At 69.1% G+C, this 2282-nt stretch carries 2 protein-coding genes and 1 pseudogene; 2 read left to right on the top strand and 1 reads right to left on the bottom strand.

Annotation, left to right across the window (positions count from 1 at the left end; translation table 11 throughout):
• Together VHB92_RS14825 and VHB92_RS14820 are read left to right on the top strand one after the other, a co-directional pair.
• Positions 1–460 (top strand): dihydrofolate reductase family protein (locus VHB92_RS14825; protein WP_325454538.1); only part of this gene is annotated, 460 nt, incomplete at its 5' end.
• Positions 461–1154: 694 nt separating this feature from the next.
• A complete protein-coding gene (locus tag VHB92_RS14820; protein WP_325454537.1) occupies positions 1155–1649 on the top strand; it encodes a hypothetical protein in 495 nt (164 codons plus the stop codon).
• 39 nt (positions 1650–1688) lie between these two features.
• Here VHB92_RS14820 and VHB92_RS14815 read toward each other — a convergent pair.
• Positions 1689–2282: pseudogene (locus VHB92_RS14815) on the bottom strand (hypothetical protein); the annotation flags it as partial.

The raw sequence follows: 2282 nt of genomic DNA, 5'->3' as shown, positions 1-2282 counted from the left end.
CTACATCAAGGCCGGCGAGACCGGCATCGGCGCGACGCTCATGGGCCGCAACATGTTCGGGCCGGTTCGCGGCCCGTGGCCGGACCTCTCGTGGCGCGGCTGGTGGGGCGAAGAGCCGCCGTACCACCACCCGGTGGTCGTGCTCACGCATCACGCGCGGGAGCCGCTCGAGATGACCGGCACGACCTTCTACTTCTGCACCGACGGCCTCGACGCGGGCGTCGCCCTGGCGAAGGAGCTCGCCGGCGGCCAGGACGTGCGCGTCGGCGGGGGCGCGTCGACGATCCGCCAGCTGCTCGCCACTCACCAGCTCGACTCGCTCCACCTCGCCATCGCGCCGGTGCTGCTCGGCGACGGCGAGCGGGTCTTCGACGACCTCACCGACGTCCCGACGGGCTACGCGGTGACGAAGGTGACGGCCGGCGAGGGCGCCACCCACGTGGAGATCACGAAGCGCTGACCCCGTCGACCCGTCGGGTGGATCTCGCACCGACCGATATCCGCGCCCGAACCGGCGCTCCCGCGCGGTCGTGTGGGGCCCGTTCTTCACCGTCCAGTGACGTTCCGGCCCCACGCCTGACCGCCCGTCACCGCGTGGGGCTCGACTGTCACCAACCGGTGAACGATGGTCCCCGCGTCCGAGCTGTAAGCGCCAATCTGGGGCGTCGGTGGTTCACCGGTACGCATCCTTCGCCGATGCCACTTCTGTGCAGCCGGGGCGACAGCGAGGACGTGATGGGCGCATTGGCCTCGCGCTGACTTTCGCGCTAGGTCAGCTGCTGGCGACGGCCGTCGCCCTGATCCTCTTCGTGATATCAGTAGCCGACTTGTCTCGCAGTTGCGACGGCCACCGTCCGAGCCTGGCCGTCCGGCTCGCGAACGTTGCTTTGCTCCTAGCCAGCGTCGGGAGTTTCGCAGCGCCGAGCACCGTCGTAGCCATCACGCGCCCGCGTCGGCGAAGGGGGTTCACGATCGCCGCGGGTGTCATCGGAGCTTTCGGACTGCTCGTGACCGTATGGATCGCTACACACACGCCCGATCCGATCATCCCCTGCTGGTAGACCCGCATCGGCTGCGTGATGCAACCCCGGCCCCCAGCCATCCGTGTAGTTGCGCGATCCACGGCGTGCGGGTTCCGGAGATACCGTGCGGTCATGTCGGGGCGATCTGCCGAAGGTGACCGTGTTGACGTTGCGCTCACCGTCCACGAGTTGCTGTCGTTGGTAAATCATCTCGAGCGGGCCAAGCGTCGCGGATCGGACACGGCGCGGCGCAGTGCGGAAGACCTGCAATCCGAGCTGCTGCGCGGGCTTCGATCGCTGCGAGACGACGTGGGGCTGAACGCGCGGGCGCTCCACTGGTACGTGGGCGAAGCGCCGCCGTTCACCTATAAAGCGTCGGCTGAGCAGAACTCGTGGGGCGAGGCACCGGCCCAGCCTCGACAGTCGCGTGCGCCGAGCGTGCCGCGGTTGATGTGTTGCTTCTGCGGAGAGTCGACCGAAACCGACGACGGACCGAATGTCGTGCACATCGAGGTCGAGAGCGTGGACGGAAGCTATGTGTTCGGCGTTGGTGCTCACGTCTGGTGCCTTCCCGAGGAAATCGGGCGCGAGCGTCCGGATGCGATGGCTCCAACGACCGCCGTGTAGGTGCCGATCGGGTGCCACGCCGTAGGGGCGTCCTCCCGGTCACGCACTGACGATGCGGGCCCACTCCTCGAGCGCGGGGGTGGCGGCCCGGACGTGCTTCAGCGCAAGGTAGCCGCGCTTGAGGATGCCGGGCGAGAACATCGATGCGTCGACACCGTCGCTCACCACCCGGACGGCCGCGAAGGGCTTGGTGCCGGCCTCGTCGAACAGCGTCGCCGTCTCCATGTCGACGGCGATCGCCCCGGTCTCGGCGTTGCGCGCCATCTGCGCCTTCGACAGCTCGATCTTCGGCGTCGTCAGCACCATCCCCTGCACCACAGGGAGCCCCGCCTCGCGCAGCAGCTTCGCGAGCTCGTGCGCTCCGGTGCAGTAGAACCGGCGGCCGTCCTTGTGCAGCACGACGTCGGGGACGACGACCGCGCCTGGCCGCAGCTGAGCGCTGAGCGTGCCGCACACACCGGAGACGCCGACTGCGGACTGCGGCACCTCCGCTGGGAGGTGCGTCTTCACGCCGATCTTCGCGAAGTGCACGGTGGTCGACGGATCGGTGACGCCCTGGCGCGCGAACCGCGCCTCGATGCGCATCGCGCACGCCAGCAGCAGGCTCACGAGCGGGCCGCCACCCACTCGTCC

It is taken from the genome of Humibacter sp., from assembly GCF_035547335.1.
Taxonomy (GTDB): domain Bacteria; phylum Actinomycetota; class Actinomycetes; order Actinomycetales; family Microbacteriaceae; genus Humibacter.
The sequence above is the reverse complement of the archived record's forward strand: the minus strand, read 5'-3'. Positions and strand labels throughout refer to the sequence as shown.